We start from the raw sequence: 24,927 nt of genomic DNA on the forward strand, positions 1-24,927 counted from the left end.
ACCAGTTGACTTCAAGTATCCCTCTCCAGAGTTGTTGCGAGGCTAAATATTTTTTTTCGAGCAACTGTAAACCATCCCGACAAAACCTGATTGTGGAAAAAAGTGCGCCACCTGCAATGGTGACGAAACAGAATTACTCAAAAAATTTCATAACAGTAAAGCGTTACTGTAAAGTTGACGGCCATGCACACGTGTTCCGTCAGCAAAAATCTTGATCATTCAGTGTAAAAAAATTCGACAACGCAGGCACCTGACAGATCAGCCATTTCTTTCAAATCCAAATTTTTCGGACTTGCGGACTTTCTGTTTGCGCCGGATAAATCGAACGACAACCCCTTAAAATCAAATGCAAATCAAAAACTGCAGCAACTCTGCCTCGGTTGCGCAACAGCAGGGTGATTAAAATAGAGACGCCTCACACGAAGCACAGACAAAGGATTATCAAAAAATGCAACAGCTTCGAATATTGGCATACATCTTGAAGATTGCTCAACACATCCGGACGTATCCATCAGGGCATTGTTTCTGGCTTGCCGAGATACCATAAACCAGGAACCGTGTCGCATGCGTGACGGGAATTTCTCCTGGCCGGAAAAACACACTCCAATATGATACTGCATACTCCAAAAAATTTTTCCTCAATCCGGCCCCGAGACTGTCTTGCCGTGGTTTATTCGAATTTGAATGAGTTGCGGGTCAATAATCGGGCGCACTGGCTTGGCGCAATGCAGAGAGAAGCGATCTGCATCTGTATCACTGATCCCGAATCCCAAGGCCATTCTTGCTTTCTCTCGGCGTACAGCGAGCTACAGGAACATGGATTGCGGAAAGAACAGGTCGAGTTCATAGATCCGCGAAACTACATGAAGTATGGCAAACTGATATTGCCGCTGTTCATGGAGAAGCTTGAGCAGACGATCGTGGCCGGCATTGAGCAGGGTTTTTGCGCGGTGGACATCAGCTTTGACATGGCCATACTGCATCCGCTCCTGCAAAAATTGGAAGATTTCTTAAAGATAATCACCAATGGGTTTCAGAAACGCCACCCCACAGCCATCCTTCTCCAGTTTCCGCAAGAGGGCCTGCCTTCCGAAATATTCAAAACCCTGCTTCAGTTCAGCCCATTTATTGTTCTTGAGGGACGCATCCGACGCAATACGCATCAGCTTCCTTTGAAGCACCATCCGATAAGATCCAAAGCGCAGGCCCGGGAGGTGTTGCATGTCATCGAACAGTGGAATCAGATGATGGACCAGAATGCGGCACTGTTTACCTTGCTGGACAAGCATGGGCCGGCCCTGTGCATAGTCGACCACAATGATGAAATATTTCATTGGAACCATGCGTTTGGCGTCTTGACCGGACTTGGCCAGGACGGTACCCGTGCGCCGGTTTCTTTTGCATCCGTGATCGACTCTGCGGCGGCTTGCGATGATCTTCCTGCCGATTCGGATCCGCAGCGCCGTGCGATATCCGGAACCATCAGAACCCGCGGCGGAAAAGGAATCCCGGTCACCTTGTACATGCACCACATTCCTGAAACGGCTGGACGAAATTTCTGGAACAGACTCGTGGTCGTTCGTGAAGATGATTCTCCATTCATGGGTCAAGAAGCGGAGAATCCGTATGAGTTGCAATACCGGCGTTTATTCGAAATGTCTCGACGTGGCTTGGTCAGGATATCGGCTGACGGCACCATCATCCACGTCAACCAGACTTTTGCCGACATGCTTGGTTACAAAAACCAGGATGGACTGCAGGGGCAGAATATGAGCTGGTGGAAGAGGAGTTGCGTCTCGATCAACCAGTGCCGGGAATTATTTCGCAAATTTCAAGAACAAGGTTCTGTCTCGAAACATGAGATGGAAATGCTTGCAGCGAACGGGCAACCTCGCCTGTTGCAGTTTGACGGGTTCGCCACGGGCACATGGAACGATCCCGACTGCTCCTTCATAGCCATGGTTGAAGATGTCACGGAGCAGAAACGAACCGACCAGAAACTGCTGCATCAGGCATTTCACGACCACCTCACGGGGCTGCCCAACAAGACCCTGCTTCTGGACAGGATTGACATGGCCCTGCAGCAGACCAAGCGCAAAAAAGATAATCTTTTTGCCCTGGCCTTTCTGGACATCGACAATTTTAAGACCGTGAACGACAGTTATGGTCATCTCCTGGCCGACCAGTTGCTGGTCCATGTATCACAAGTCATTGTGAAATCCGTGCGAAACGTGGATACGGTTTCCAGATTCGGCGGTGATGAGTTTGTCGCGCTGCTGGATGGCATTGAAGATGAAAACGAAGCCGTGAGTATCCTGAACCGGATTCGCGAGGGCTTGTCCGTTCCTTTTCCTGTCCAGGGGCAGCAGGGAATTGTCTGCAACGTAAGCATTGGTCTGGTTCTCTCCCTGGGATACGACACGGCGACGGAGATGTTGCGGGATGCGGACATGGCCATGTACAAGGCCAAAACTCAAAACAAGGGCGGAATCCATCTTCTGAGGCCCACGAATGGGCGGCTGGCGCACCGGCGCAACTCGCTCATGAATGATATTTCCAGAGCTTTGGATCATGGTGAATTCTGGCTTCACTACCAGCCGATCTATCGAATCAACGGCAATAGGATAGTCGGATTTGAGGCCTTGATTCGCTGGAAACACCCCAAGCTTGGTTTGCTGCTACCGGACGAGTTTCTCCCATTGGCTGAAAAAAACGGACAAATTATCCCGTTGACCCATTGGGTACTCGGCGATGCTTGCTCGCAAATGCGCACCTGGCAGTTGAACCACGCTTCCGAGCCTCCGTTGACCATCAGCGTCAACCTTTTCCTGGACCAGTTTTCCCCCCCTGAACTCGTGGACAGCGTTCAGTCCGTACTCGAGGCCACGGGACTGGATGTACGGAGCCTGAAACTTGAATTTTCAGGCAAGGCGCTGGCGAATTCGGAGAATGTCGGCGAGCTGCTCATCAGGCTGAAGGAACTGGACGTTCAGCTCTCCATTGATGATTTTGGCCTCGGCTGTTCAGCATTGCTGCATCTCCAGCGTTATCCTTTCGTGCCCATCGACAATCTCAAGATCGACCGTTCGGTGATCGGCAGGCTGACTGAAGGCAACGATTACCTTGAGATGGTCTGGACCACGATCATGCTCGCCCATAGTCTCGGGATCGAAGTTGTCGCCGAAGGCGTGGAGACTCGCCAACAGTTGACCCTGCTGCAGGAAATGAATTGCGATTACGTCCAGGGGTATCTTTTTTCCAAACCCCTGGAGGGCAAGTTAGCGGGGAAGTTGCTGCACAATAATCTCCTGACACCACAATGTGCGCTTCCATGGTCCTCCAAAATGGCTCAGGCGCGCAAAACACTCGAACCCGGGATGTATCGGAACTTGCCAGATGAACAACATTTCCTCATATGACCGTATCCTGAATGAACTGCGACACGCCCCAAAAACTTGGCTCGTCACCGGTGCAGCTGGCTTCATCGGCTCCAACCTGGTGGAAACCCTGCTCCGGCTGGACCAGCAGGTGGTCGGCATGGACAACTTTTCCACCGGCTATCAAAAGAATCTGGATGAAGTTCGGAACCTCGTCTCTCCTAAACAATGGAAAAAATTCCAGCTCATGGAAGCGGATATCCGTAATCACGGGGCCTGTCGGCATGCCGTCGCCAATGTTGACTATGTGTTGCATCAGGCGGCTCTCGGCAGTGTTCCGCGTTCTCTGGAAGATCCCATCGAAGCCAATGAAAACAACATCACCGGCTTTCTGAACATGATTACTGCCGCACGGGACGCCAAAGTGGACCGCTTTGTCTATGCCGCGTCCAGTTCGACTTACGGCGACCACCCTGGCCTGCCCAAGCATGAAGATGTCATCGGCAAGCCGCTTTCTCCTTATGCGGTGACGAAATACGTGAACGAATTGTATGCCGAGGTCTACTCCGGTTGTTACGGGTTTCAGAGCATCGGTTTGCGCTACTTCAACATTTTCGGCCCGCGGCAGGACCCGGATGGAGCCTATGCAGCGGTGATACCCAAATGGTTCGCGGTTCTGCTGCAAAGCCAGGAGCCGTTCATCAACGGGGACGGAGAGACCAGCCGCGATTTTTGCTTTGTGGATAATGCCGTGCAAGCCAATATCCTGGCTGCCTGCACCCGGAACGAAGGCGCCGCGAACCAGGTCTACAACGTGGCCTTTGGTCAGCGTACGACCTTGAATGAGTTGTTCGGGTTCATCCGCGACCTGGTTGCGGCGCATAATCCGGCTGCCGCTGAAATCAAGCCCCGCTACCGGGACTTCCGGGCCGGCGACGTGCGTCACTCCTTGGCGGACATTTCCAAAGCCGCCCGGTTGCTGGGCTACGACCCGAAATACTCGGTCCATGACGGCCTGAACAGGGCCGCTCAATGGTATGTCCGCGAGATGGGCACCGGTCAGCAACCAAATTGATCCTCAGCAAGGAGTCGCGACGCCGGCTTTCCGGAGAAGCAAATACGTCGCACATCAATATGCCCCAAGGTACGCTTCGCCTTTTTTCTCGGAGAATCGACATCAACAAGTGCCGATTGTCGGCATTGTCATCCAGTTATTGGGATAGCGCCCCCCCCTGGATAAATCAGGTCACCTGGAGCTTCAAAAACGATTATCACAGGTTTCGTCTTCATGGAGCAGGAATACGATTCGAATTTACATCAAGAGCGCCGACGAACGATCCGAATTCGGCGTTCAGCCCTGCTCAAGGCGAACCTGGACAAAATAGATCGACCCAGCATCAAGATCGCTGAAACTCAAGGTGAACTGGAACAAGCATACTCTTTGGTCTACAAAGAATATCTTGAAAAGGGATACATAAAACCCCATCCTTCAGAGCTTGCCTATAATATCTACAATTTCTTGCCCTCCACTTGCGTTTATATTTTCAAAAGCTATTTAACGGTCATTTCCACGTTGACCCAGATTGAAGACAGCCGCGAATTCGGTCTTCCCATGGACTCCCTGTACCGGAGGGAAGTTGATCAATTACGTAACCGTGGCAGGAAGGTGACCGAACTCTCGGCACTGGCGACTCCCAAGGAGCTTCGCTGGTGCAATCTCATGATTTATCTAGCGAAAACAATGTTTGAATATTCAAGATTGGCCAAGGTGAACGATATCTGCATCATGGTCAACCCGAAACATGTACAGTTTTATAAAGCCATATTGTTGTTCGAAGATTTCGGAAAAGAAAAGTATTATCCTGCTGTTGAAGCTCCAGCTGTTGCCTTGCGGATCAATTTTAACAAGATCGATAAGAGGTTGATGGAAGTCTATAAAGATTATGATTTTGAAAGCAATTTGTATAATTTTTTTTGCAAAATGAGCAACGTCGCGGAGAGGTTGTTTGTAGACAGGATTTTTGCCAAAAACTGTTCACGGATGGATGAGGAAACATTCCTCTATTTCTTGAACAAAAAACCAAAAATTTTCGACAAACTGACATCAAGACAGAGAGAGTATTTCCAAAATTTGTATCCAACCCTGCACTTTCCGGAAAGTCGGATCAAATTATGAAAATAAATTGAGTAACTGCTATAAACTTTTGGCAATCAACGGTTAAATCCAGGGAGCGCCGCACCCCAGTGCGGCAGCGGTGTAACGCACTTAGGATCAAGTTCCGGCTGGAGCGTGGCCCCAGTAGCTGAATCACGAAACTTCATCCCGAGAAACTCCTTGCACGGTAAAACTCATCGCCCTACCTTCTTGAGTAGTTACAAAAATTGGCCGTAACTACTCAGCAAATCAAGTATTTGGCCGCTTATACTGAAACATTTCATCCTGGAAGATTTTTCATGAGGACAATCATAGCTACAGCCTTTTTTATTTTGATGTACATGCCTTTGACTTCCCTGGGTATGGAGCAGGCTCCCTCAGGCCGGGAACTTGCCCAACGCGTACATGATCGTGATGTAGGACAGGATTCGCAGAGTCGTGTGGTCATGGAGCTTGTCAGCCCGGGGGGCCAAAGGCGTGTCCGTGAAATGACGATGCTGACCAAAGAGGACGGACCGATTCGGAAAACATTCATGCGCTTTACTGCTCCGGCTGACATCAGCGGAACAGGTTTTCTTTCCATTGAAGACGGCCGGGGCGCAACGGAGCAGTTCATTTTTCTGCCCGCCCTGAACCGCACCCGCCGCATTGCCGCATCCCAGAAGGGGCGTAGCTTCGTGAATTCGGATTTCACTTACGAGGACATGGAGCGACGGCCTGTGGACGATTCAGAACATCAACTCACGGGCAGCGAAACTCTCGAAGGTGTTGCCACCTGGATCCTGGAAAGCAGGCCCAAGCCGGACAGTGACTCACAATACGGGCTTCTCAGAATCTGGGTTGCTCAGGAATTGGATGTACCCTTGAAAATCGACTACTTTGACAGGCAAGATCAGCATATCAAGCAGTACCGGGTCTTGCGCCTGGAGGACATCCAGGGAATCTGGACTGAAACCGAGGTCGTCATGGAAGATCTGACCTCCGGTCACAGCACCATCCTGAAAACTAAGGAGATTCGCTACAATCTGGGTTTGGCGGACAGCCTGTTCACGCAGCAGAATTTGGAAAACTGGTAGCGTTCCTTCTAGATACAGCGATAACGTTGGACGCCCGCAAGAGGCGCCCTGCAGGTCCGTGGATGGTGCGACGGTATAAACTTCCCGAATTCACAATTTCCCGCGATTCCTTGCATTGTAGAGGCGTACCCTTGCAGACGTCTCTAAAATAGACGCAATGGCACGAGGAACCCGTTGAGCAATAATCCCTCAGCAAGGTTTCGCAGCTACTCGGCTGAGGAGAGTTGATACGAGAAATAACGGATATGCGTATGCAGATTATTCGCTTCACCTTGTTCATCGTTGCGCTTTTTTTCTGGCAATTGGGTTTACCCGTCCATGCTCCGGCAACGGAGCAGGCCGGAACCGAGCAGACGATTGCCCAGACCCAAGGCCCAGGGGTGCTGATTTTTTCCCCGCCAGCCGACCAGCCTCTTGAGGAAACTCCTGCCTTTTTGCCGAAAACCATCGATCTGAGCGGCATCGTGGAACTGAAGACGGCTTTGGATACTCGAAAGTCCGCTGATTTCGAACATACCCGAATGCTGCGCAACCGGATTCGCCTGGAAAGCAGGTGGACACCGAATATCCAACGGGCTGAAGCAGCAACTCCCACGAATCTGTTTTTCCTGGCATCGGTGCAGTCCGACTATCTCTGGTTCGGGCCGGAAAACAAGACGGATGACTATTATCTGGAACTTTTCGAAGGATTCATGCATTGGTCCAGGTTCCCGTGGGAGATCCGGTTGGGAAGGCAGCGGGTACGCTGGGGCAAGGCGGACGGAATCAGTCCGGTGGACAACCTCAATCCGCATGATCTACGCGAATTTCTTCTCCCCGAGATCGAGGAACGCAAGCTGCCCAACTGGATGGCCAGAGTCCGCCACTTTTCGGATTGGTTCACCCTGGAAGGCGTCTACATCCCCTTTTTCGAGCCCCCCAGGCTGGACTACTTCGGAACGGACTGGGCCATGTTCGGGCACATCAAGGAAGTCCTCCGGCAATCCCCCCTGCCGCAGGATCTGCAAGCCCGGATCGATCATATTTCGGTAACCGAAAACAAGCCCCCTCGTCGGCTGACCACCGGAGACTGGGGCATTAGGACAGCCAGGACGTTCGATGGCTGGGACGTCGCGGCAAGCTATCTGTATGCATGGGAAAAGCTGCCGCACGTTCTCAACAACCCGCTGACGCATCTCACATCGGACCCGTTCCACCCTCATTTGCCGGTGTTGTCGACGGAGCGGACAGGCTCAGGGATTGATGTTGAATACCGACGATCCAACATTTTCGGACTGGAGATGGAAACAACCGTCAACGGGTTCGGCTTGCGCGGCGAAGGCGCATATTTCGACCGCAGCTCATTCCTGACGCGGGACCTTGTTTCCATGGACAAGGCGGTTTTGCATTACGTCCTTGGGGTGGACTATCTTGGAGAGCGGGACTGGTATGTCAATCTTCAGTTCGGGCATCACGTGATCTTCGGATATGATCAAAGAATCCTGTACTGGAATCGCCACGACTATTCCATGAACGGAGAAATCAGCAAGGAGTTCTGGCGGGGCAACTTTGAGGCGGTGATCCGGTACTACTATAATTTTCGGGATAAAAGCGTCATGCTGAATCCCCATCTTGTGCTGCGGTATTTTCAGAACTGGGAACTGACCCTGGGACTGGACTTCTTTGAAGGCAGTGCGGATACGTTTCTGGGACAGTATCAAAACAATGACCAGATCTATTGCATGATCAGATACTATTTCTAGCACCTTCCCTTTCAGGTCGTCGGCTTTTGTCGCCAAAGCGGAAGCTACTCGGCTTACTGCCGTATTGACGAGTAATAAGCGAAACCATGTTGAGGGTTCGCCAGGTTTTATTAAAAAACGATCCCGAGCCCGATGCCGAGTACCGCTACAGAGTACCGGGGAACGATTACATAGCTTTTTGGCAACTGCTCAGCTTGAACAGAAAAAAATGGCTATTCAAATACCTGCGACAAGCACGGCCTGGATTCTCGCCTTCGCGAGAATGACTTTTTCCAATGCCGCCTCTCGAGAATCAGCACCCGAACAAACCAATAATGGCATTCCACCGGTGGGGATTGGTAGAAGCTTGCCATTAGTGAAAACGAAGAAAGGGGTTAAGCCTTTTGGCCTAACCCCTTGATTTTTATGGTGCCGAGGGACAGAATTGAACTGCCGACACGGGGATTTTCAGTCCCCTGCTCTACCGACTGAGCTACCTCGGCGCGAACGAAAGATTGGATATATAGCCAAGAGTTTTGCCTTTGGCAAGGTTTTTCTTTCGCAGAAAAAAACAGGTCTTTGTGTGAGAGATTTCCTGCATGGGCAGGAACGAGCGGAACGTGCCGGACTATGTGCTTGGCGTCGATCCGACAAAAGGCGAGGAAAGTGCTGTTGTTTTGATCGAACCAAACATGACATGGCCACGGCAAAAGATCGCAAGGAAGCTTTTGTTCAGGCTCGGTCTTACGCATTGCGTATGCAGGCCATCGTTCTGACGATTGCAGCTCGGCAAGGGCTGTGGATATTTCAAAAGCGCATTGAAAGTTTTTCCGAAGATCACTTTGTTTTCAAGGCATGCGAGAACTTGGGCATCCGGATGTTCGCCATGAGGTTTCCTTGCTGATCGGTAAACGGTACGTGAAGAAAGAGACTGCCAGAAGAAAGTAGAGTAAAAGGGATAGACTTGTACAAGCCTGAAGATGAAAGTGGTAGCCAAGGAAAGGAGCAATCGTCATGGGCCAGCCCCGGCCGGTCACTCGGGGGCCAATGTCCTGTTCTTGCAACATCGCCGGACTATGCGTCCACGCAAATACCGTATGTTGCCGGCCATAGCCCAAGCCGTAGCCGGTGTTGTGGGATCATGGATTTGATCCGGAAGGACCAGTTTTTCGTGATTCATACCGCCCGGCAGTCCGCAAGACCACGCTTCTTTTCGAACTGGGCGGGTATTGATCCGGAGCCCTCGGCCAAACCCGACTTGACCTTGCACTCCATCAACCGTCAAATGTTCATGGCCAGGCTTGGCCATTTCACGGTTACACAAAAATACACCGTCGCAACACGGTTCAACTGTAGTGGCGAAAATCTTTCGCCTCTACAGCCCGTCGCGGACAAGAACGTTAACTGCCCGCCGACGGCATATTTTCGCGGAAAAAGAAGGAGGAAACGTCATGGGCCAACCAGAATCCAAATCCCCGTTGTCCGCCCAGGACTATCTCGTTTGGGAGGCGGAGCAGGCGGGCAAGCACGAGTATTATTACTGCGAAGTTTTTGCCATGGGTGGCGCTTCGCGGCGGCATGTGACCGTCGCGGGTAATGTTTTCTCGGCACTGGACCAACTCCTGGTCGACACCCCCTGCCGCGCCTACATGGCGGACATGATGGTGGAGGCGGTGGCGGGCGAGGTGTATTATTATCCGGACCTGTTCGTGACCTGCGATCCGGCGGATCATCGGGCGGACCGGATCATGCGCTCGCCGGTCCTGGTGATGGAGGTTCCATCTTCCACCGAAGCCGACGACCGGGGGGAGAAGTTTGCGAGGTATCGGTTGATCCCGTCCTTGCAAGAGTACGTGCTGATCGATCCGGAGCGTTTGGCCGTGGAAGTGTATCGGCGTACGGACGGGGGCGTCTGGACCTTGCGCGACGAGATCTTGGATGAACTGGTGCCTTTGCTTCCTATTTGGCAAGGTTATTTTGAATAACGACCATGCACAGCTAAAGTGGAAAAAATAAAGAAACTTGTCCACGGGTTACACAGATTGTAAGATTTATTTTCTCAAGGGAGCAAGAAGCCGCAAGAATAATCATCAGCCGATTATGTCGGAAAGCACTTGGCCTTAGCGACTTGTAATATTGCAATCAGTATTACATTTCTTTTTTTCTGACAGAGTTTTTTGAGTAGTCACCAAGCACCTTTGAACGAGGTTTCGATGAATATAATGAGATTTATACAAAACATGAAAAAAACAATAAAAAAAGTTGAGCGTTTTGAAAAAGAATCAGAACATCAATCATTGATGTTTGGCAGAATGATGTCAGACAGGAGTTTAGCAGATCGCACCTAGATTTTCTAAAATAACTCACAATTCCGGTGCATTATCCGGACAATTCCTGTAAGACCCCATTGCTCACTTCGTACCCCATAGCTTTCATTATCTGGGCCTGGGCTTGGTTTGGTTCCTCAAGTTTACGGATCGCCTTTCGGGCGCCGGCATTCCAACAAAGACATGAATGGAGTGCGCGCATCTGCTGCATTGTCGTGGCCGCGGAGAGCTTCAGTCCGGCTTTTGTCAAGCGCAATTCCAAGAGGCGCAGGTAGGAGAGGGCAACAATGCAGCACAGGATGTGGCAGCGGATCTTGCTGTCTGTCCAGTGCCGCATAGGTCTCATGTTGACCAAGTCATTGTCCTTGGTTTGGCGAAAGCTTTGCTCCACCATGTACCTATCCAGGCTGGCCCTGACAATCTCATCAGTACTCCAATCCATTCTGTCCGTGATCAGCACATTCTTTCCGAACCTATCGATATGTCGCTCGATTCGATAATAGTTTTTGCGAAAGCTCATGACCAAGCCTCCACTTTTCACGGCGAAACTCAGATCGTAAAGACTGTCTGGAAGATACAGATCCCGGCAAATATTTCGGTAGCGCTCCCTGATCGTGTCTTCGTCGCGCCACTGGGCAGCCCTGGAACGAACCTTTGATCGGATTTCGTATAAAGCCGATAGGAGTGTTCGCATTTTCTTTTCGAATTTATACCGTTGCTTGGAGGCGGTCCGGGGGTTGTAGGTCACGATCACCGTGCGCGTCTGACCCCAATACTCCCCGGTGCTTCGCCAAGCAGTCAATTGATCGTCCTCTCTGCCGAGTTCACGAAGTCGCCGATTTTTTTCGGTATCCGCGACGATAAACTTTTTCCTGTCGACATGGATAAGCTCCTCGACAAAGTACGTCGAGTAGCTGGTCACGAAATGCACGCCGTCCATGGCGTCAATGACGGCCATGGCGTCTTCGGAATTCATGCCCTTGTCCAAAACCACAGTCACGTCTTGCCGACCATATTTACGCATGGCATCCACAACGTCCTCTAGAACGCACTGAAACACCTTGGAATCATGGCAGTTGCCCTCATATTCTCGATAGAAAAAAGGCAGGCCGGTATCCCTGGCCACCAACAAGGCAAGCCCTACCTGGCGAAGCCAGTAGCGGCCTTCTTTGCTTTTCCCCGTCTGAGCGAGATCAGACTCGGTATTGCCGGCCAAGTAAGTGTAGTAGTTGGTGGTGTCGAAAAGAAAGCAGTCGGATTGGGATATCTCAATTTGCGCCAGCTTTGCGAAGAACTTCCTTGCGATAGACTCAACCTGGCCTTGGCTGACCCTATCCCATTTCTTCCAGAATTTCTCCGAGGATAATGCCTTGATGTCCACAGGCCTGATCTGCTGGACGGCAGTTTTGTCGTACCAACCCGTCAGAGCTCTTTTGGACTGGGCGTGAACCATCCTGTTGAAGACTGCGTAAAGGAAGTACTCGCCAACAGATGGTCCTGTCTCGTTCTTTGCCCTGGGAACCACCTCGTCCACAATCTTGGCAATCCCGACACCCTGGTCGATCAAGTTAGCCAACCACAGCGCCCCATACTCTTGGGTCTGAATTTTTTCTAACGTAGCGCCAACGCCTTTTGCCAATTCCATGATTCTCTCTGGCGAACCAAGATAGACTTGGTTGGTGACTTTCGGCTTGCCATTAATCCGCGCCATCTCCCGGACATAGTAGTAGGGTCTACCCTTTTTGATTTTTTTGTGCAGGTGAGCCATGCGCAAGGCATATCAGTAGGGTCTAACAATGTCAACACAAAACTCGATAATACATTAAAATATTAAATCTTATTCATTAAGTTTGGAGAGAAAAGAAGGGTCTTACGCAGACGAGAAGGCTAACAACCTGAAATTACGACAAAAAAAGGTGGGAAGGCGATGATTCGGCTAAAGTCCTGTCAGAGATTATTAAGTCAAAACAAGATGTCAAATCTTTAAGTGACGTAGAGTTCAAGGTTTTTTCCCAATTTGGTGACGACGGAATCATTCAATGGCTAATAAACAATATAGAGTTCCCAAACGAAACTTTTATAGAATTTGGAGTCGAAAATTATCAAGAATCCAACACCCGGTTCCTGATGATGAATAATAATTGGTCTGGGTTAGTGATGGATGGTTCAGAATCAAACGTTTTACAAATAGTGAATGCCGGGTACTTTTGGAAGTATGATTTGTCAGCAAAAGCGGCTTTTATAGACAAGGACAATATCAACAGTCTTCTTTCAATGCATCAATTTAATAAAGATGTTGGCATTCTACATATTGATCTGGATGGCAATGACTATTGGATATGGAAGGAAATCAACGTAATATCACCTGTCGTGGTTATTCTGGAATATAACAGTGTTTTTGGAATCAATAGATCGATAACGATTCCTTACGATAAAAACTTCAACAGGACAAATGCTCATTACAGTAATTTATATTGGGGTGCATCCCTGCGTGCTCTTAATCAATTATCTGAAAGCAAAGGCTATTCTCTTGTTGGCTGTAACAGTTCCGGCATCAACGCGTATTTCGCCAGAAACGACAAACTCAACGACATGGTTCGCCAAAAATCCTTGGAAGACGGATATGTACTTTCCAAATTCCGGGACAGCAGGGATAGAAATGGCAGGCTTAATTATTTATCTGGGAATGATAGATTATCCGCCATCAAGGGAATGCCTGTATATAATGTTGATAATGATAAAATCGAAACACTGTGATTGAAGCGGATCTAATGGATTTTACAAAATAAACAATTTCTATCACTACAGCGCCACTTCCATTCCATCGTCTGACCAAGTTGTTTAACCACGGGGCGCACGGGGATCACGGGGAAAGAAATCCTGATTTTTTCTGATTATGCCCCCCATGTGCCCCGTGGTTAAATCTCCAGCGGTGTCGGATGTTTTTCCCAAAAGTCGTTGTGTGCTATGCACTTCGTTTTTGGCCTATCTGTACATAAACATATTCGCTATCCGGCCTGCAAACGTCTGGTCGATGAGTTTGCGATGGCCGGCGGGGAAGGCGTACTGGTCGAGTTCGTCCGGCGATACCCAGCGGAATTCCTGGGCCGCGGTAAGGATGGGCGGGGTTTGGGGGGTGTCGTCGGGGAGGCGGCAGCAGAAGCAGTGCAAGGCGACGCGGTATTTGGTGTAGCCGTGGCGGATTACGGCCAGTTTGCGCAGGTCGGCGATCCGGAAGCCGGTTTCTTCCATGTATTCGCGGATCAGTGTCTGTTCCGGGGTTTCGGCGCCCTCGATAGTTCCGCCCGGGAATTCCCAGAGCCCGCCCCAGACTCCGTCGGGCGGGCGTTTCTGGATGAAGATCAGGCCTTTGGCCATGAGCACGCCCGTGGCCACGTCGATGGGAATGTAGGTCACGGCCTTGGCCGGTACCGGGCGTTCCAGCACGATGTCCAGGCGGCGGGCCTCGCACAGGTCGTGCAGGGGGCAGAATGAGCAGCGGGGGCGGCGGGGCAGGCAGACCAGGGCGCCCAGTTCCATCAGGGCCTGGCTGAAGTGGCGTGCCTGGTTCGGCGGGGTCAGACGCAGGGCGTGATGGGCGATGAAATCCCGGGCCGCGCGTTCCTTGACTGGAGTGTCCAGATCGAATACCCGAGCGAAGACGCGGCCCACGTTGGCGTCCACCACGGCATGGTGCTGGTTGAAGGCGATGGCGCAGACCGCGGCCGCGGTGTAGGGTCCCACGCCGGGCAGGGCCAGCCAGGAGGCATGGTCCGTCGGCAGTTCGCCTCCCAGCCGGTCCGCCACAAAGCGGGCGGCCCTGTGCAGGTTGCGGGCCCGGGTATAGTAGCCCAGGCCCTCCCAGGCCGCGAGAACCGCATCCTCCCGGGCCGCGGCCAGAGCCCGGACGTCCGGGAACCGGGCCATCCAGCGGTGGAAATAGCCGACCACCCGGTCCATCTGGGTCTGCTGGAGCATCACTTCGGAAATCCAGACCTGGTAGGGTTCGTAGCTTCTCCGCCAGGGCAGATCCCTGGCCTGGTCCGCGAACCAGGCCAGGAGCGGCTCGGAAAAGGACTTCTGATCAGCCACGCTTCTCTTTCTTGCCTTTTTTGGATTTCCCGCGCTTCTTCCCGTTCTCCTCCTCCGGTGCCAGCACCAGCGTGATCTCCAGTCGCGAGAGGCTGACCTCCTCGAGTACGACCTGCACGTGCTGGCCCAGGCGGAAGGTCCGCCCGGTCCGCCGACCGATCAGTTCATGACGTTCTGGAATAAAGTTGTAGTAATCGTCCGAGAGCGAGGAAAGGCGAACCAATCCGTCGGCCATGACATCGGAGAGCTCCACCCAGAAGCCGAAATCCGTAAGGGAGGAAACAACCCCGGAGAACTCCTCACCCACCCGGTCCATGAGAAACATGACCGTCACCCGCTTCAGGATCTCCCTTTCCGCGGCCATGGCCCGCCGTTCCCGGACGCTCAGGGCGTCGCCCAGGGTCTTGAGCTGTTTGTGCGACACCTTGGGCCCGCGACCGGCCAGGGTTGTTTTCAGGGCCCGGTGCAGTTCCAGGTCCGCGTAGCGCCGGATGGGCGAGGTGAAGTGGGCGTAGCACTTGGACGCCAGGCCGAAATGCCCGATGTTGTCCGGACTGTACTTGGCCTGCATCTGGCTGCGCAGCAGCAGGCGGTTGACCAGAAACTCCATCTCCGTGTCTCGGGCAGCGGCCAGCAGGGTCTGGAGCATCTCGGGGTCAGCGGGCTCGCCTTTTTTAGGCAGGCGCACGGCAAGCTCGGTCCGACCCAGAACCTCGAACAGGCCGCGCAGCTTTTCCGGATCGGGCGCGTCATGGACCCGGTAGAGCATGGGCATGTCTTTTTTAGTCAGGAATTCGGCCACGGCCTCGTTGGCTGCGATCATGAACTCCTCGATGATCTGGTGGGAGAAATGACGGGGCCGGGACTGGATGTCCATGGCCTCGCCCTGCACGTCCAGCAGAACCTGCGGGTCCGGCAGATCGAAATCCAGGCTGCCGCGGCCGTGGCGGCGTTTCTTCAGGGCCCTAGCCAGGGCCTCGGCCTGTTCCAGCATGGGCATAAGCGGCTCCAGCTCTTTCCGGACCCGGGGATCGCGCTCCTCCAGGGCCTGGTGCACCTGCTCGTAGGTCAGCCGGGCGTGGCTTTGCATCACAGCGGCATGGAACCTGGCTCCGGTCATCTTGCCGTCCCGGGTGAATTCCATTTCCGCGGCCATGGCCAGGCGCGGCTCGAAAGGGTTCAGGCTGCACAGCCCGTTGGAGAGTCGTTCCGGGAACATGGGTTCCACGGATTTGGGAAAGTAGTAGGAATTGCCGCGTTCCCGGGCTTCCTCATCCAGGGCCGTGTAGGGGGGCACGTAGTGGGCCACGTCCGCGATGGCCACCCAGAGGGTGAAACCCTGGCCGGTTTCCAGCACGCAGACAGCGTCGTCGAAATCCTTGGCTGTCTCGCCGTCGATGGTCACCAGGGGCAGGTCGCGCAGGTCTCGCCGGCCCGTGAAATCCTCCTCCGCGGGACGCTCCGGCAGGGCCGCGGCCTGCTCCAGGACCGTTTCCGGAAAAACCGTGGGCACATGGTGGTTGAACTTGACCAACTGCTCCTGCACGGCCAGATCCGTTTCGGTTCCCAGGGTGGAAACCACGGTCCCGGCCCAGAGGTGCTCTTCGAGACGTTCCCCGATCCGGGCCAGCACGATATCGTTTTTTTGCGGCGCGGCATCGGCGTCCTCCGCGGTAAGCAGCAGGTGGAAGCCCAGTTTCGGGTCCGTGGCCTGGGCCAGCCAGTAGCCCTTGCCCCGGGCGTCCAGAATGCGCACGGCGTAGATTTCCGTCCGTCGCTGCAGCACGCGCACGATCCGCCCTTCGGGATTGCGGGAGCCGCCGCGTCTGGGGAGCAGGGCCACGGCCACCTTGTCCCCGTGCCGGGCGTCGCCCAGATCCCTGGTGCTGACGAAAACGTCCTTGCGCCGACTGTCCTCCGGCAGCACGAAACCCACTCCGGAACGCTGGACCTCAAGTTCCCCGGTGATGATCTGCATGTTGTCGGCCAGCCCGTAGGCGTCGCGCATCCGGATCAGCCGCCCCTCCCGGACCAGGATGTCCAGGGCCTCGTCCAGTTCCTTGCGCTGCCGGTTATGCAATCCCAGGAGCTTCTGCAGCTCCCCGAAGCCCAGCGGCTTGCGGGACTTGCGAAATACCCGCAGCAGGGATTCAACGCCCATTGGTTCGGCTGATCGTTTTCTTCGGGCCATGCAGTCACTCCTCCTTGAGCATTTGATCCAGCATGTTTTGCAGGAACCGGTCGAAACGCAGCAGATCCGCCGGCAGTTCCCGGTGCAGAAATTCCAGCTTCCTGAGGAGAAAATCAATTTTCTCCATGTCGTAGTTCATCTCGAAGTAGTAGCGGCGAAAATGCCGGAAGCGCATCAATTCCACCAGCGCGTCATGCACCTCGTCCCGGATGACCGCGGTCCGCATTCCGGGAACTTCCATCCGCATCCGGTCCAGCAGATCCTTGTGCCAGCGACTCCCGTCAAGATGATTTTCAAAACACTGCGCTATCCTCCAAAAACAGGTTTCCGCGCAGGTGTAGTAGTCGGTCAGAAAGGCGGTGTGCAGCATGGCCACCGAACGTTGTTGGTCCAGTTTGGGGGCGTCGCGGGCGATGAATTCGGCATGAGCAAGACGCTGTTGTTCCAGCAGGTCAAGCGTTTTGCGGACGTATCCGAGAAGCGTGCGCAAGGCATCCATATCCGTCATGAAGAAGCCTCCCAAAGCAGCAGACCATTGGCCCGGATTTCTTCGGCGTGCAATGGATTGATCCGTTCGAGCTGTACCAGATCCAAAGGGAACTCCGTCATCTCCATGCACTTCCCAAGCATGCGGAAAAAGTGTTCCGGATCGGTCACCCCCTCCACGGCCAGATCGATGTCCGAAAAAACCTGGAAAACACCCTGCCGGGTCAGAGAACCCCACTGATAGATGCGACGAGGAGAAAAATCCTCGATCATCATTTGAACGATGCGCTGGACATCGCTTCGGGCCTGTTCCTCGAGGCTGCGTCTGCGACTTTCGATCATCCTGGCCCGCCGGCGCATGGTTCGGGCGGCTTCAGCCGGATCAACGGAAAACTCGCCGGATTTCGTCCCGTGCATGGTCTACCTCACTCTTCCTCGATCTCCGCGCGCAAAATTTGATTTTCGCCGAGCCGGGCCAGGATGTCCAGGAAGGCGGGTTCGAAAGTGCCCGGGCCGAACGCTTTCTGGGCCGCCAGTTCGCCAGCCACGTTGTACAGGGCCATGGCGCTCACCGTGCCGGTCAGGGCGTCGGGGGCAATTGCCGTGAATGCGGCCACCGTGGAACTCAGCGCGCAGCCCATGCCAGTGATCTTGGTCATCAGAGGCGTGCCTCCGGTCAAGCGCACGGTGCGCGTGCCGTCGGTAACCAGATCCCGCGCCCCGGAAACCGCCACCACGCAGCCAAGCCGGGAGGCCAGTTCGCGGGCTGCGTCGGCCATATCCTCCACCTTGTGCACCGCGTCCACGCCCCGGGCTCCGGCCCGGGCGCCGGACACGGCCAGGACCTCGGACGGATTGCCCCGCAGGACGGATATGTTCACGGCGTCCATGATCCGGCTGACCGTCTCGGTCCGGTAGCGGGTCGCGCCCGCGCCCACCGGGTCCAGGACCACGGGCTTGCCCAGTTCGTTGGCCTTGCGCCCGGCCAGGATCATGGCCTCCACCCACTCGCGGCTCAGGGTGCCGATGTTCAGGGCCAGGGCTCCGGCGATCCCGGTCATCTCCTCAACCTCCTCCACGGCATGGGCCATCACGGGGTACGCGCCCTGGGCCAGCAGTACGTTGGCCGTGACGCCCATGACCACGAAATTGGTGATGTTGTGCACCAGCGGGCCTGCCCCGCGCAGATTGCCAAGCTGCTCCGCCGCGATCCCGGGCCAGTCTTTCGCCTTGTCGCCCATCTCTCCTCCGTCCGATATTCACATATTTTGGAACTATTCCAGTAAATTACTGATCCGGAATTTATTGCTGATTTCAAGTCGATTTTATCACCACGAAGGGCACGGAGAGAACGGAGGAAGACAGGAAACGAAATATTTGATGCCGCACTGCGCATGAGCAATTACCCGCTCAGACATCCATCCCTTCGTGTCCTTCGTGCTCTTCGTGGTTAATCATCCTGAACATGAATTTGCTGAGTAGTTGCTCATTTTTTTAGTGTTTGCGGCCATGCTTGCCAAGGCCGTATTCAATCCTTACCTTGGCGGTCGAGATTAAACCAACCCCCCTTATCCTTGGGAACCAGATGGAGGCTCAAGCACAATGAAAGACAAGCATCACGATTCCTCACAGCGGCGCAGCAAGCTCGACGCCAAGAAAAATGCGGTTCTGGGCGCGTCGCAGACCTCGTCCGCACCAAAGTCGCGAAAATTCATCCTTCTGGGCTGTGTTCTGGTCGTGGCCTTCACGGCCCTGTTTCTCGTTTTCTCTCATTCCGGTCCAAAGGACAAGGTGGTGGCCGCGGCCGCCCCGGTTCAGGTTGTTCCGGTCGAGGGGGAACTGATTCATGCCGCGAGCATGTTCGCTGACGGCCAGGCCCGGCATTTCGTCCTGGAAACCGCGGACGGCGTGGGAATCCGGTATTTCGTGCTGCAAACGGCGGACGGCAGGGTCCGGACCGCTTTTGACGCCTGCGACGCCTGCTGGCGGGAGAACATGGGCTATGTTCAGGAAGGCGACGTGATGATCTGCCGCAACTGCAACATGCGCTTCCCGACCCGGGTCATCGGCGAGGTGCGCGGAGGCTGCAACCCCACTCCTCTGACCGCCTTCCTCCGCGACGGCAGTCTGGTGATCCGGGAAAGCGACGTGCTGGAAGGTCGGACCTACTTCGACCTGGGTGCGGGGAGCGCGAGCGGATGAACCTGAACACCATCGCCATTGCGAACATCAAACGCAGAAAGGCCAAGGCGGCCTTCGTCCTCGTCGGACTGCTCATCGCCGTGACCACGGTGGTCGCCCTGCTGGGCCTGCGTCAGGCCGTTTCGTCCAACATCATCACTCAGCTGGAGCAGTACGGCGCCAACATCGTGATCCTGCCGCGCAGCGACAATCTGGCCCTGAGCTACGGCGGAATCTCCCTGGGCGGGGTTTCCTTCGACGTGCGCAAGATTCACGAGGACGAACTGCAAAAGATCTACTCCATTCCCTACCGCCAGAACCTGGCCGCCGTGGGGCCGGTGGTCCTGGGCGTGGTGGAGGTGCAGGGGCACAGCGTGCTGTTGACCGGCCTGGACTTTGAGGCGACTGCCGTGCTCAAGCCCTGGTGGCGCATCCAGGGGCAGGCCCCCGGCCTCGACAGCCAGGCTCTGCTGGGCGCCGAGGCCGCTCGGCTGCTGGGGCTGGGACCCAACGACGCCCTGCATGTCGGGGGCCGGGAACTGACGGTGTCCGGAATCCTCGAACCCTCGGGCTCCCAGGACGACCATCTGCTGTTCACCCGTCTGGCCGCGGCTCAGGGCATCCTGGACAAGGAGGGACAGATCTCCATGGTCGAGGTTGCCGCGCTCTGCCACGGCTGCCCCATCGAGGACATGGTGGAATATATTGCCATGGCCCTGCCCAATACCCAGGTCATGGCCATCCAGCAGGTCGTGGAAAGCAGGATGCAGGCCATGGATCACTTCGAGAAATTCGCCTACGCCGTCAGCGGCGTGGTGATCATGGTATCCGGATTGATGGTCCTGGTATCCATGATGGGCAATGTCCGCGAGAGGGCTTCGGAGATCGGAGTATTCCGGGCCATCGGCTACCGCCGCCGGCATGTGATGCGGATCATTTTCCTGGAGGCCGGAATCCTTGCCCTGGCCGGCGGAGCCCTGGGCTACCTTCTGGGGCAGGTCGCGATGCGCCTGGCATTGCCGCTGTTCATCCTGGGCGAGGCGGACGACGTCCTGCATCACGGGGCGCATTTCGATCCCCTGCTGCCCATCCTGGCCATGGCCCTGTCCGTCCTGGTTGGACTGGCGGCCAGCGTCTACCCGGCGCTCATGGCGTCGAGAATGGATCCCAACGAGGCCCTGCGGGCCATCTGATAAGAGGTCAATGTGAGCACAATCATCACCGAGAATCTGGTCAAGGAATACGGCAGGGGAAACGTGGCCGTCACCGCCCTGGACAGGGTCAGCCTGCGCATCGACTCCGGCGAATTCGTGGCCGTCATGGGCAAGTCCGGTTCGGGCAAATCCACCCTGCTATCCATCCTGGGCGCGCTGAACACGCCCTCGTCCGGAACCTGCACCGTGGACGACCTGAGCATTTACGAATTGAACCAGGACCAGCGGGCGGATTTCCGTCGGGAATTTCTGGGCTTCGTCTTCCAGAGCTTCCACCTGCTGCCCTATCTGAACGTCATGGAAAACGTGATGATTCCCCTGGCCGTGACGAATGAGCCCCGCAAACGCAAGGAGGAGCGGGCCCTGGAGGCTTTGGCCGAAATGGGGCTGGAACACAAGGCGCGCAGGCTGCCCAGCGAGATTTCCGGCGGCGAACAAGAACGGGTGGCCATAGCCCGGGCCGTGGTCAACGATCCGCCCATCCTCCTGGCCGACGAGCCCACGGGCAATCTGGACAGCAAGACCGGCGCCGAAGTCATGGCCCTGCTCGGCCGCCTCAACGCCAAGGGCCGGACCATCGTCATGGTCACTCACAGTGAAGACAACGCCCGGCACGCGGGGCGGATCCTGCGGCTGGCGGACGGGCGGTTGCTCAATGGTTCAGGTTGAATGGTATCCGTTCCCGCGCAAAGGATGGATGCAGCGCGAAGAAGTTGCAGGGCAACGAATATCCTTATTCGAACGTCGCGGTCCGACTGATGTTTCTTCCTCGCCGGTTTAAGGCCCAAGCAAAGCGGCGGGCACGACGGCTATTCCGTCTTTTCGGCGGTAAGCGCGAGGGCCAGTATGAATGACGATGGCGTCAATCAGGTCCTCGCCGATTTGCTCGCTTAACCAGTGCAAATTTTTGACGTCGCTCTCCTCGATCACTCGACTCAATTTCACTTCAACGGCAACGACCTTCTGATCAGCGCGTTCGATAATCAAATCAACTTCTCTACGACCTCCATGCAGACGCAGGTGGCGCACACGGGCCTCAGCCCCTTGTGCGTAGACGCGCACGCAGAGGGTGACCAACGATTCAAAAAGATGCCCCAAAAAAGCTCCATCACGCAGCACGGGCATTCTGGGTTCATCACCAGCGAGCAGCCCTTCGACATCAAGGCCAAGTGCCCGTACGGCAAGTCCGGGGTCTGCCAAATGATGCTTTGGAGTCTGGGCAAGGCGCTTCAGTCGGTTTAGCGACGGCAACCATGCCGGTACAAGGTCAGCAATCCACAATCGTTCGAGAATATCCTGGTACGGCTGCGTAGTTGTTTTTGCTGGTTTGTCGCCGTGCCCTCCAGTAGCGGCGTCACGGAGTGTTTCATAAGAGGCTGTCGTACCTGTCGCGGCGGCGTAGGCTTCAATCCATCGAGTAAGAGCTTCCGGCTTACGAACAGCATAGCCCTGTTCCTGAAAATCTGTATCAATGATACGCCGCAAATACCCATCAAGCTGCCGACGCAAGGCTCTTCCGGTAAGCTGATGGATGCCGGGAAAACCTGAACGGACAATCTCACCAACGTAGTCCGCCAAGGCAACTTCAGTGGCTCCGGACAGGTCGCCTCGACCTCCTTTCAACAGTCCGGAAAGACTGACCAGCGGCTTGCCAACTCCCCGTTCAGTCAGAGTCATTGGCCGCATTCTGAGCGTTACAATCCTTCCAGCGCCGGAATGAGTCGGCGGCGTGGCAGGGCCGGCGGAACCCGTCAGAAGAAATCGCCCTGGTTCGCTGCCTCGATCAACTGCTCGTCGAACTGCGTCCCAAACAGCCGGAATGCGTTGCCACTCGTCGATCAGCACCGGAGGATCGCCTACGAGCATTTGAGCCGGGTCAGCCTCAGCCACTGCGCGTTGAGCCGGGTCATCGAGATAGTATGTCGTGCGCGCCCGACGTTCAGCAGTGACGGTCTTTCCGACGCCGCGTGGACCTTCCACGGCAATAGCCGGAAGCTCCTCCATCAGCTCGTCAAGTTCGTCATCTACAACTCGCCGTCGATAACTTTTTTTCATTCCATTTATACGCTACCATTTCGCCAGCCTGTACGCTACCATTTCGCCAGTCTGTACGCTACCATTTCGCCAGATTTTACACTTTCCATATCCCCACAGTGCTCATGTTTGTCAACTACCCTCCCAACGCCATGTGCCCTGGAAGCCCTTGGTCAATTTGATATAGAAGTTCTTTCCAAAGACAGCTGACGCATTACCGTTCCAGCGCGAACAGCGCCAACGAGGCCCGCAGGTTGGGCCAGAAACGGACGGAGTGGGGCTGGTCGTGGCGGTCCAGGTTGACGAAGATCTCCCGGAAGACGGACCAGCCTTTTTCCCGGCACAAGATGCGAAAATCCTTGACCGTGACCAGCCGGATGTTCGGCGTGTCGTACCATTGGTAGGGCAGAGCCGGGTTGACCGGCAGACGGCCTTTGAACACGATCTGGGAGCGGATCCGCCAGTAGGTGAAGTTGGGAAAACTGACCAGGACCCGCCGGCCCACGCGCAGGGCTTCGGTCAGCAGGTGCAGCGGGTTGGCCGTAGCCAGAAGGACCTGGTTCAGCACCACGACATCAAAAGACCCTTCCCGCAAATCGCACAGGCTTTCCTCCAGATCGGCCTGGATCACTGACAGGCCCCGGCTCAAGCATTCGGCCACTGCGTCCGGATCCAGCTCCACTCCCCGCTCCTCCACTGCCCGGTCCGCCTTGAGCCGCATCAGCAAATCCCCGTTGCCGCATCCCAGATCCAGCACCCTGGCCTTGTGCGGGACCAGTCCGCTGATGGCCTCGTCCAGAGCCCGGTCCCGGGGCTGGCTTCGGCTCCAGTCCACTTGCTGTGGGATCTCACACAACGCGTTCATGATGCATCCACCCGAGCCAGCCGTTCCAGAAAGCCGGAGACCACGTCGCCCATGCGGTGCCCGGGCAGCAGAAAGGCGTCATGTCCCTGGTCGCTCTCGATGTTGCAGTAGGAGACGTCCAGCCCGACCCGGCGCAGGGCCTGGACCAGTTCCCGGGACTGGTCCGGGGGAAAGAGCCAGTCGCTGGTGAAGGAGACTACCAGGAACGAGGACCGGCATCCGGAAAAGGCCGTGGAGATGCGCCCGTAGGCCGCTTCCAGATCGAAATAATCCATGGCTCTGGTGATGTAGAGATAGGTGTTGGCGTCGAACCGGCGCACGAAGCTGGAGCCTTGATGGTGCAGGTAGCTTTCCACCTGGAAATCCTTGGTCAGGCAGAAGGAGCGGCCCTGATCGTTGATGTAGCGCCGGGAAAACTTGCGCAGCATGGCCTGCTCCGAAAGATAGGTGATGTGGCCGATCATCCGCGCCAGTCCCAGCCCCCGTTCCGGCTGGGCATCCAGCGGATATTCCCCGCCGTTCCACTCCGGATCGCTCATGATGGCCTGCCGGGCCACCTCGTTGAAGGCGATGGCCTGGGGCGACAGTCGGGCCGTGGTGGCGATGGGGATTGCCCCGCGGACCATTTCCGGAAAGCTGATGGCCCACTGCAGGACCTGCATCCCGCCCAAGGAACCGCCGATCACGGCCAGCAGGCGGGGCACGCCCAGGTGCTTGAGCAGCCGGCGCTGGACCTGGACCATGTCCTTGACCGTATAAAAGGGAAAATCCATGCCGTAGGGCTTGCCCGTGGCCGGATTGATGGACGAAGGTCCGGTGGTGCCCTTGCAGCCGCCGAGGAAATTGCTGCAGATCACGAAGTACTTTCTGGTATCCAGCGGCTTGCCCGGACCGATCAGAATATCCCACCATCCCGGCTTTTCATCGCGTTCCAGCCCGTAGTATCCGGCGGCATGGGCGTCGCCGGACAGGGCGTGGCAGACCAGTACGGCATTGTCCCGGCGCTCGTTGAGTTCGCCGTAGGTTTCGTAGGCCACGGTGACGGGGTGCAGAGTCTGGCCGGATTCCAGGTGCAGGGTCTCCCCCGGCCCCTCGAAGGTGACGGTTTGCGTCCGCACCGGCTCCAGACGCTCCACATCCGGCGGGCGAACCTCCGGCAGGGTTTGGGGGCGTTTGACGATTTCACTCATTGAAACTCCATGAACTTA

General features: G+C 55.4%; 20 protein-coding genes and 1 tRNA gene. 11 read left to right on the forward strand and 10 right to left on the reverse strand.

Annotated elements, in window-relative coordinates; genetic code table 11:
* Positions 1-821: 821 nt before the first annotated feature.
* The 5 genes from ACYQ15_RS14025 (at position 822) to ACYQ15_RS14045 (ending at position 8,350) form a co-directional block, all read left to right on the forward strand.
* On the forward strand, positions 822-3,419 hold the full coding sequence (locus tag ACYQ15_RS14025) for a putative bifunctional diguanylate cyclase/phosphodiesterase (protein ID WP_459938131.1): 2,598 nt from the start codon (positions 822-824) through the stop codon (positions 3,417-3,419).
* Positions 3,406-4,452, forward strand: coding sequence for an NAD-dependent epimerase/dehydratase family protein (locus ACYQ15_RS14030; protein WP_459939590.1), 1,047 nt, complete (start codon positions 3,406-3,408; stop codon positions 4,450-4,452). Before ACYQ15_RS14025 ends, ACYQ15_RS14030 begins: the two co-directional genes overlap by 14 nt.
* Positions 4,453-4,665: 213 nt before the next feature.
* Entirely contained in the window at positions 4,666-5,553 is an 888-nt protein-coding gene (locus ACYQ15_RS14035) for an N-acyl amino acid synthase FeeM domain-containing protein (RefSeq protein WP_459938132.1), read from the forward strand.
* A 278-nt stretch (positions 5,554-5,831) separates the two neighbouring features.
* Positions 5,832-6,608, forward strand: a complete 777-nt coding sequence (locus tag ACYQ15_RS14040; protein ID WP_459938133.1) for an outer membrane lipoprotein-sorting protein — start codon at positions 5,832-5,834, stop codon at positions 6,606-6,608.
* A gap of 251 nt (positions 6,609-6,859) precedes the next feature.
* A complete protein-coding gene (locus ACYQ15_RS14045) occupies positions 6,860-8,350 on the forward strand; it encodes a DUF1302 family protein (RefSeq protein ID WP_459938134.1) in 1,491 nt (496 codons plus the stop codon).
* 406 nt (positions 8,351-8,756) lie between these two features.
* Here ACYQ15_RS14045 and ACYQ15_RS14050 read toward each other — a convergent pair.
* Positions 8,757-8,832: transfer RNA gene (locus tag ACYQ15_RS14050), tRNA-Phe, on the reverse strand.
* Between the two features lie 948 nt (positions 8,833-9,780).
* Between ACYQ15_RS14050 and ACYQ15_RS14055 the strand changes: the two genes are divergently transcribed.
* Together ACYQ15_RS14055 and ACYQ15_RS14060 are read left to right on the forward strand one after the other, a co-directional pair.
* The gene (locus ACYQ15_RS14055) at positions 9,781-10,314 is read left to right on the forward strand and encodes a Uma2 family endonuclease (protein WP_459938135.1); all 534 of its coding nucleotides are present in this window, start codon (positions 9,781-9,783) and stop codon (positions 10,312-10,314) included.
* A 228-nt stretch (positions 10,315-10,542) separates the two neighbouring features.
* On the forward strand, positions 10,543-10,677 hold the full coding sequence (locus ACYQ15_RS14060) for a hypothetical protein (protein ID WP_459938136.1): 135 nt from the start codon (positions 10,543-10,545) through the stop codon (positions 10,675-10,677).
* 31 nt (positions 10,678-10,708) lie between these two features.
* Here ACYQ15_RS14060 and ACYQ15_RS14065 read toward each other — a convergent pair whose 3' ends face one another.
* The gene (locus tag ACYQ15_RS14065) at positions 10,709-12,424 is read right to left on the reverse strand and encodes an IS1634 family transposase (RefSeq protein ID WP_459938137.1); all 1,716 of its coding nucleotides are present in this window, start codon (positions 12,422-12,424) and stop codon (positions 10,709-10,711) included.
* A 359-nt stretch (positions 12,425-12,783) separates the two neighbouring features.
* Between ACYQ15_RS14065 and ACYQ15_RS14070 the strand changes: the two genes are divergently transcribed.
* Positions 12,784-13,413: a hypothetical protein gene (locus ACYQ15_RS14070; protein WP_459938138.1), complete on the forward strand. Its 630-nt coding sequence runs from the start codon at positions 12,784-12,786 to the stop codon at positions 13,411-13,413.
* 228 nt (positions 13,414-13,641) lie between these two features.
* Here the strand turns inward: ACYQ15_RS14070 and mutY are convergent, their stop codons facing one another.
* The 5 genes from mutY to thiM are packed head-to-tail and all read right to left on the reverse strand — an operon-like array spanning position 13,642 to position 18,666.
* Positions 13,642-14,748 carry an A/G-specific adenine glycosylase gene (gene mutY / locus ACYQ15_RS14075; RefSeq protein ID WP_459938139.1) on the reverse strand — a complete coding sequence of 369 codons (1,107 nt, stop codon included), beginning with the start codon at positions 14,746-14,748 and terminating at the stop codon, positions 13,642-13,644.
* A complete protein-coding gene (gene rnr / locus ACYQ15_RS14080; protein ID WP_459938140.1) occupies positions 14,741-16,939 on the reverse strand; it encodes a ribonuclease R in 2,199 nt (732 codons plus the stop codon). Before rnr ends, mutY begins: the two co-directional genes overlap by 8 nt.
* Before the next feature lie 4 nt (positions 16,940-16,943).
* Positions 16,944-17,447, reverse strand: a complete 504-nt coding sequence (locus tag ACYQ15_RS14085; protein WP_459938141.1) for a ribonuclease toxin HepT-like protein — start codon at positions 17,445-17,447, stop codon at positions 16,944-16,946.
* Positions 17,444-17,842 (reverse strand): nucleotidyltransferase family protein, encoded by a 399-nt coding sequence (locus tag ACYQ15_RS14090; RefSeq protein ID WP_459938142.1) that lies wholly within the window; start codon positions 17,840-17,842, stop codon positions 17,444-17,446. The genes ACYQ15_RS14085 and ACYQ15_RS14090 overlap by 4 nt, the downstream gene beginning before the upstream one ends.
* An 8-nt stretch (positions 17,843-17,850) precedes the next feature.
* Positions 17,851-18,666, reverse strand: coding sequence for a hydroxyethylthiazole kinase (gene thiM / locus ACYQ15_RS14095; protein ID WP_459938143.1), 816 nt, complete (start codon positions 18,664-18,666; stop codon positions 17,851-17,853).
* Between the two features lie 361 nt (positions 18,667-19,027).
* On the opposite strand from thiM, the gene ACYQ15_RS14100 reads away from it, so the two are divergent.
* Genes ACYQ15_RS14100 through ACYQ15_RS14110 form a run of 3 tightly spaced genes read left to right on the forward strand, consistent with a single transcriptional unit; the run spans position 19,028 to position 21,489 of the window.
* Entirely contained in the window at positions 19,028-19,627 is a 600-nt protein-coding gene (locus ACYQ15_RS14100) for a Fe-S-containing protein (protein ID WP_459938144.1), read from the forward strand.
* Positions 19,624-20,799: an ABC transporter permease gene (locus tag ACYQ15_RS14105; RefSeq protein WP_459938145.1), complete on the forward strand. Its 1,176-nt coding sequence runs from the start codon at positions 19,624-19,626 to the stop codon at positions 20,797-20,799. Before ACYQ15_RS14100 ends, ACYQ15_RS14105 begins: the two co-directional genes overlap by 4 nt.
* 12 nt (positions 20,800-20,811) lie before the next feature.
* On the forward strand, positions 20,812-21,489 hold the full coding sequence (locus ACYQ15_RS14110) for an ABC transporter ATP-binding protein (protein ID WP_459938146.1): 678 nt from the start codon (positions 20,812-20,814) through the stop codon (positions 21,487-21,489).
* A 108-nt stretch (positions 21,490-21,597) separates the two neighbouring features.
* Here ACYQ15_RS14110 and ACYQ15_RS14115 read toward each other — a convergent pair whose 3' ends face one another.
* The 3 genes from ACYQ15_RS14115 to metX form a co-directional block, all read right to left on the reverse strand.
* Positions 21,598-22,875, reverse strand: a complete 1,278-nt coding sequence (locus tag ACYQ15_RS14115) for an ATP-binding protein (protein WP_459938147.1) — start codon at positions 22,873-22,875, stop codon at positions 21,598-21,600.
* A gap of 193 nt (positions 22,876-23,068) precedes the next feature.
* The gene (gene metW, locus ACYQ15_RS14120) at positions 23,069-23,719 is read right to left on the reverse strand and encodes a methionine biosynthesis protein MetW (protein WP_459938148.1); all 651 of its coding nucleotides are present in this window, start codon (positions 23,717-23,719) and stop codon (positions 23,069-23,071) included.
* On the reverse strand, positions 23,716-24,909 hold the full coding sequence (gene metX, locus ACYQ15_RS14125) for a homoserine O-acetyltransferase MetX (RefSeq protein ID WP_459938149.1): 1,194 nt from the start codon (positions 24,907-24,909) through the stop codon (positions 23,716-23,718). Before metX ends, metW begins: the two co-directional genes overlap by 4 nt.
* Between the last annotated feature and the right edge of the window lie 18 nt (positions 24,910-24,927).

This window comes from Desulfonatronum parangueonense (assembly GCF_054656975.1).